This window comes from Acidovorax sp. SUPP3334 (assembly GCF_030159055.1).
In the GTDB taxonomy this organism is placed as follows: domain Bacteria; phylum Pseudomonadota; class Gammaproteobacteria; order Burkholderiales; family Burkholderiaceae_C; genus Paracidovorax.
This window is the reverse complement of sequence record NZ_BQXQ01000036.1, coordinates 38,363-44,362: the sequence shown is the minus strand read 5'-3', so window position 1 is coordinate 44,362 and position 6,000 is coordinate 38,363. Positions and strand designations below refer to the sequence as shown.

The following is a 6,000-nucleotide window of genomic DNA, read 5'->3' as shown; positions in this document are numbered from 1 at the left end:
AGCAAGGAACGCACAGCATGGTTGCCTGCGTTCCTGAGCTACTACAACGCCAGGAGGCCCCACTCGGCCTTGGGCTACAGACCTCCAGCTTCCCGACTTGCCGGGTATAACCTATTGCAACTCGACATCTAGATCACTGGGATATGCGCACTGGCTGAGATACCACGACCCTGCCACGCGGCGCGGCATGGACGAAGGCATCCTGCGGCGCCTGCTCGCGCCCAATCTCTGACCCGCATGCTGGCCGGCCGCTAGGGCCGAGTCACATCGCCGTCACTGCGGCGCCACAGTCGGCAGGAAGAATGAAGGCCTTCGTTCCTTCATTCCCTCACTGCCATGACCATGCACACGCAGCACTCCCCGCTGTCCCGGATCGGCCGCCCGTTGCTGGGCGCCGGCACGCTCGTTTTCGCCCTGTTGCTGGCCGGCTGCGGCGGCGGTAAGGGCGGCAGCGGCGCCAACGCCCCGGCGGCGTCCGCCACTTGCGCCAATCCCGACACGCATTGCGCACCCAAGCCCTGAGCGGGCACCGCCCCACGGACAAGAAAGAATCCTCCAGATGACCGTCGATTCCTCCAAACGCAATTTCCTCACGACCGCGCTCGGCGTAGGCGCCGCCTCGGCCACGCTCACCGCCTTTCCACCCGCCATCCGGCGCGCCCTCGCCATCGAAGCCCACAACGTGACCGGCACCCTCCAGGACGTGAAGCACGTCGTCCTGCTGATGATGGAAAACCGCTCGTTCGACGGCTACTTCGGCACGTTCAAGGGCGTGCGAGGATTCGGTGACCGCTTCCCGATCCCCACCCCCAACGGCCGCAACGTCTTCTACCAGACGTACACCAAGACGTCTCCCGCCAGCACCTACGTGCCCTACCGCCTGGACGAAGCCAAGGGCAATGCCCAGCGCGCCGGCAGCACGCCCCACACCTGGGTGGATTCGCAGGCGGCCTGGGACCATGGGCGCATGTACAAGTGGCCCGACGCCAAGCTGCCGCTGTCGATGGGCTATTACGAAACGGCGGAAGTGCCGTTCCAGCGCGCGCTCGCCGAAGCCTTCACGCTGTGCGACCAATACCACTGCGGCATGCACACCGGCACCATCGCCAACCGGCTCTTTTACTGGACCGGCACCAACGGCCCGAACGGCATCAGCCCCATCGACGGCTCCAAGGTGCGCGTGGCGGGCCTGAACAACCAGTTCAACGGAGGCAACGACATCGGCGCGTCCACCGACGGCTGGACCTGGACCACCTACGCCGACCGGCTGGAAAAAGCGGGCGTGAAGTGGAAGGTGTACCAAAGCCTGATCGACAACTTCGGCTGCAACGAGATGATGGGCTTTCGCCACTGGCGCGCCGAGATCGAGAAGATGCCCGCGGACCGCAAGCCCGTCTATGTCGCCAAGACCGACATCACGCAGCCGGTCGAACTCGCCGGCCCGTTCTACGACGCCCGGATCGACGACGCGCTGAGCCCCCTCGCCAAGGGTTTCGGCAACACCATGCCGCAGGGCTTCCTGGAAACCTTCCGCGAGGACATTCGCCAGGACACCCTGCCCGAGGTGTCGTGGATCATTCCGCCTTCGGTCTACAGCGAGCATCCGGGGCCTTCGAGCCCTGCGCAGGGCGGCTGGTACGTGCAGGAAGTGCTGGATGCGCTCACGGCCAACCCCGAGGTCTGGAGCAAGACCGTGCTGCTGATCAACTTCGACGAGAACGACGGCTTCTTCGACCACGTGCCTTCGCCTGCGGCGCCGTCGCGCAATCCGGATGGCAGCCTGGCGGGCGCCTGCACGCTGCCAGCGGCCGACGTGGCCGTGGAATACCACGACTTCCAGCCCGCCACGGCGAGCCAGCCCCCGGCCGACGGCAAGCCCTACGGCCCTGGCCCCCGCGTTCCGATGTGGGTGGTGTCGCCGTGGAGCCGTGGCGGCTGGGTCAATTCGCAGGTGTTCGACCACACCTCCACGCTGCTGTTTCTGGAAAAGCGCTTCGGCGTGGCCGAGCCGCAGGTCAGCGCCTACCGCCGTGCCGTGTGCGGAGACCTCACCAGCTGCTTCAACTTCGTCAACCCCAACACCGAAACCTTGCCGACCCTCGCTGGCCGCACCAACAAGAGCGCGGTCGATGCCCGGGTGGCGGCGCAAGCCCAGGCCGCCAAGCTGCCCCAGCCCACGGCGGCGGCCGGCGCCGCCCTGCCCGCGCAGGCCGAAGGCGTGCGGCCCTCGCGCGCGCTGCCTTACGAGCTGCACACCACGGCGCAGGTGAGCGCCAGCGCGGGCACGGTCACGCTGCTGTTCGCCAACACCGGCAAGGCCGGCACCGCAGCGGTGTTCCACGTCTATGACAAGAATCACCTCGACCGGATTCCGCGCCGCTACGTCGTCGAATCGGGCAAGACCCTGAATGGCGTCTGGAACGCGGCGGCCGACGGCGGCGCATACCACCTGTGGGTGCTCGGCCCCAATGGCTACCACCGCGAATTCATCGGTGACCTGAAGCAGCAGGGCGCTGCGGGCGGCCCGGAAGTGCAGGTGTGCTACGAGCTGTGCAGCCCGCCCCAGGTGCGGGTGAAGCTGTACAACCGCAGCAGCCGCGCCATGACGTTCTCCGCCCAGGCCATGGCCTACCGCGCGGATGGCCCGTGGACGCGCAGCGTCGATCCGGGCGCGGTGGAGGAATTGGCCTGGCCTTTGGGGGACAGCGGCAACTGGTACGACTTCGTGGTGCGTTGCAGCGCTGCGCCGGCCTTCCAGCGCCGTTTCGCGGGCCGCATCGAAACGGGCAAGGACTCGGTGTCCGACCCCGCCATGGGCCAGGTCGGCGGAGTTTGAAAACGGACTGGCGAACTGCGCCGACACCTGCCAGCTCTGGCATGGGGTGCAATGGGCGCCATGTCTTCTTCGTTCCTCACGCCATGGATCGAGCGCGCCAAAGCGCTCGCCAGCCCGATCATGCCGCTGGTGCGGGCGGCCAATCTCTGGCTCGATGCGGACGGGCTGCGCATGAGTGCGGCGATGTCGTTCTACGGGCTATTGAGCCTTGCGCCGGTGCTGCTGCTCCTGGTGGGCGTGCTGGGCTGGTGGATCGACAAGTCCTACCTTGAAACCACCATGGTCGGCCAGGTGCGCGGCGTGATGGGCGACCGCGTGGCCGAAGTGGTGCAGCTGGCGCTGTCCAGCGCACGCGAGCCGTCGGAAGGGCGCCTCGCCTCGATCGCGGGGTTCGTGCTGCTGCTGTCCGGCGCCACGGGCGTGTTCGTGGAACTGCAGTCGGCGCTGGAGCGGCTGTGGTCGCGCGGCGCACCGCCCGTGCAGGAGCAAAAAGCCTGGTGGCGCATGGCATCGCTGCGGGTGCGAGGCCTGGCCTATGTGCTGGCCATCGGGTTCCTGCTGCTGATCTCGCTGGTCGTGTCCACGGTGATCCATGTGGTGGTCACCTGGGCGAGCGCACGGACGCCGATCGCCACGGGCCCGCTGTTGCAGGTCGCCAACGAAATGGTGGCCTTCGGTATCGCGGTGCTGCTGTTCGTGGGGCTGATGCGCATCGGGGGCGGCGAGAAGCCACCACTCATCTGCCTGGTTTTCGGCGCCGTCGTGGGCGCCATCCTGTTCACTGTCGGCAAGCAATTGCTCGCGCTGTACCTCGCCACGGCCGCCGTGGTGTCGGCCTATGGCGCGGCAGGCTCGCTGGTGGTGGTGCTGATGTGGATCTATTTTTCATCGGCCGTGCTGCTGTTCTCGGCCAGCTGCGCACGCGCCTTCCAGGAGGTGCGCGAAGAGAACCTGGAAGGGCCCCCGGCAAAGCGCTGAAGAACTCCCCCGCGGGCCCGGCAGCGTGCTCAGCCCCCGTGGGGCGCGGCCTTGAGCCGGGTGCCCAGTTGCAGATACTGCGCCAGCCGCAGCGCGTTCTGGGGCGCGTGGATTTTCATGGTGTTGTCGAAAAAGCAGAACACGTCGCGCTCTTTGGCCGGCATGTCTTTCGCTGGCAGGGCTGCCGTAGCCACGCCGTGCGGCGACTGGCCATGGGACCAGGCGCGGATGCGCTCACCCCAGTGGGCGATCTGCGCATCGCTGTAGCCGCTGGCGTAAAGCTGCTGGGCCCCATGCAGCCGCAGGTACATGAAATCCGCGGTCACGTCGCCCAGCTCGGGCCAGCGGCCTCCGGTGTCCGCCACCACCAGTGCCACGCGTTGGCGGCGCAGCAATGCGATGCAGTCCGGGTCTCGAAAGCTGTCGTGCCGCACTTCGAGGGCATGGCGCACGCGCCACGGGCAGGCGGGCTTCAGCAGCTCGCGGCCCCGCAAGCGGTCTTCGCGCTCCTGGGCGAGGGCGGCCGCATCCTGCGTGTCGTGCGGCAACAGGGCGAGAAATTCCTCCAGCAGCCGTGCGTCGAAGGACAGGCTGGGCGGCAACTGCCACAGGATGGGCCCGAGCTTCGGCCCCAGCGCGAACAGTCCCGACGCCAAGAAATTGGCCACCGCCGCACGCGCGTCGCGCAGCCGCAGGATGTGGGTGATGTAGCGCGGCGCCTTCACGGTGAAGACGAAACCGTCGGGCGTGTCTGCCGCCCAGTGCCCATAGCTGGTCGGGCGCTGCAGCGCGTAGAACGAGCCGTTCAGCTCGATCGCTGGAAACTGGTGCGAGGCGAAGGCCAGCTCCTTGGCCTGGACCAGCCCTTCGGGGTAGAACGCGCCGCGCCGCATAGCGCCAGCCGGACACTCCAATGCGGATCTGTGCTGCCCTCTGAGAGCCTCCTGCAAACCTGCCGATTTGGGGTGAATTGAGGGGTGAGTGGGGTGAGTGGGGTGAGTGTGGCGGCTGGCGCACACCCCTGCCACGGCCTGCGGGCGCACGACCGAGCAGGCGTACAGCTACTTACTTCGTTTACAGAACGCCTCCGTGTGTGAAGCAGGGCCGCGTGTACGCTACCTGCAAAATACCCGTAGAAGGAAGAACACCATGAGTCTCATCATCCGAAACGATCCTTCGCTCACGCCGTCCACCGGCACCCATGCCTCGGCTGCTGCCGGAGGCGCTTCCGTCAAATGGCTCTGGGCCGCCGTCGGCGCCCTGGGCGTGAGTGTGCTGGCGCTGGGAGCCACCCTGGTCGTGCAGCAGCGCGGCAACGCGCCGGCCGAGCCCGCCGCGCAAGTCGCCCAACTGGCCCCCGGTGCGCAGCGCACGCCGGAATCCGAAGTCATCAACGAACGCGCTGGCGCCGCACCCGCCCGGCCGGTGCAACCCCTGGCCCAGAACATCGTGAACCGGGCACCGGTACAGGCGCAGACCGGTAGCGGATCAGGCGGCGGCTATGGCAGCGGCAACGGATACGGCGGCGGCTACGACGCTCCCGCCAGCGCCGGCCGTCCGGTGGCCATGCAGGCGCCGGTGTGCAACATCTGCGGCCGCGTCGAATCCGTGCAGGCCGTTCAGCAGGCCGCACCGGCCACCGGCGTCGGCGCGGTGGCGGGGGGCGTCTTGGGGGCCGTGGTCGGCAACCAGGTGGGCAAGGGATCGGGCCGCACGGCGGCGACGGTCCTGGGGGCCGTCGGCGGCGGCTACCTGGGCCACACCGTGGAGCAGCGCACCCGCACCACCACGGCCTACCAGATGCGCGTTCGCATGGAAGACGGCTCGGTGCGCACCTTCACGCGCTCGCAGCCGGTGGCCGAAGGCACGCCGATGCGCGTCGAAGGCCGCAATTTCCGCGTGGACAGCCGCGCATCGTCGCAGCAGGGCGAGGGCAGCTATACGTAGGGCGCGCAGTCGATGCGCGTGGCCAACAACGGCTACTGATCATCGGACCGAACGGTCCGTGATCGAAAGGAAGGGCGGCCATGGCCGCCCTTTTTGCATGGGCTGAGGAGTCAGGGCGCGGAGTGGGCGTGGCCCCGTCGATTTTTCCGCTGAGCAGGCTTGAGGTGTTTTAAGCCTCCACCGCAATAAACACTAGGGCATATTGCTATTAATTTAATAGCAATTTCCTGGAGGGCCCA

At 67.5% G+C, this 6,000-nt stretch carries 6 protein-coding genes; 5 read left to right on the top strand and 1 reads right to left on the bottom strand.

What is annotated here, in order from left to right:
• The 4 genes from AVHM3334_RS18575 to AVHM3334_RS18560 all read left to right on the top strand — a co-directional run.
• Positions 1–132 (top strand): integrase core domain-containing protein (locus AVHM3334_RS18575; RefSeq protein ID WP_284414773.1); only part of this gene is annotated, 132 nt, incomplete at its 5' end.
• A gap of 204 nt (positions 133–336) precedes the next feature.
• Positions 337–522, top strand: coding sequence for a hypothetical protein (locus AVHM3334_RS18570; RefSeq protein WP_284414767.1), 186 nt, complete (start codon positions 337–339; stop codon positions 520–522).
• Positions 523–559: 37 nt separating this feature from the next.
• Positions 560–2,836, top strand: coding sequence for a phosphocholine-specific phospholipase C (locus tag AVHM3334_RS18565; protein ID WP_284414766.1), 2,277 nt, complete (start codon positions 560–562; stop codon positions 2,834–2,836).
• A 60-nt stretch (positions 2,837–2,896) separates the two neighbouring features.
• Positions 2,897–3,814 carry a YihY/virulence factor BrkB family protein gene (locus AVHM3334_RS18560; protein WP_284414765.1) on the top strand — a complete coding sequence of 306 codons (918 nt, stop codon included), beginning with the start codon at positions 2,897–2,899 and terminating at the stop codon, positions 3,812–3,814.
• Between the two features lie 29 nt (positions 3,815–3,843).
• Here the strand turns inward: AVHM3334_RS18560 and AVHM3334_RS18555 are convergent, their stop codons facing one another.
• A complete protein-coding gene (locus AVHM3334_RS18555; protein WP_349816633.1) occupies positions 3,844–4,707 on the bottom strand; it encodes a DUF72 domain-containing protein in 864 nt (287 codons plus the stop codon).
• A gap of 256 nt (positions 4,708–4,963) precedes the next feature.
• Between AVHM3334_RS18555 and AVHM3334_RS18550 the strand changes: the two genes are divergently transcribed.
• Positions 4,964–5,761 (top strand): outer membrane lipoprotein, encoded by a 798-nt coding sequence (locus AVHM3334_RS18550; RefSeq protein WP_284414764.1) that lies wholly within the window; start codon positions 4,964–4,966, stop codon positions 5,759–5,761.
• The last annotated feature ends 239 nt before the right edge of the window (positions 5,762–6,000 follow it).

Coding starts and splice junctions, on each gene's coding strand:
- AVHM3334_RS18570 (WP_284414767.1), top strand. CDS start 337: ATGACCATGCACACGCAGCACTCCCCGCTGTCCCGGATCGGCCGCCCG.
- AVHM3334_RS18565 (WP_284414766.1), top strand. CDS start 560: ATGACCGTCGATTCCTCCAAACGCAATTTCCTCACGACCGCGCTCGGC.
- AVHM3334_RS18560 (WP_284414765.1), top strand. CDS start 2,897: ATGTCTTCTTCGTTCCTCACGCCATGGATCGAGCGCGCCAAAGCGCTC.
- AVHM3334_RS18555 (WP_349816633.1), bottom strand. CDS start 4,707: ATGCGGCGCGGCGCGTTCTACCCCGAAGGGCTGGTCCAGGCCAAGGAG.
- AVHM3334_RS18550 (WP_284414764.1), top strand. CDS start 4,964: ATGAGTCTCATCATCCGAAACGATCCTTCGCTCACGCCGTCCACCGGC.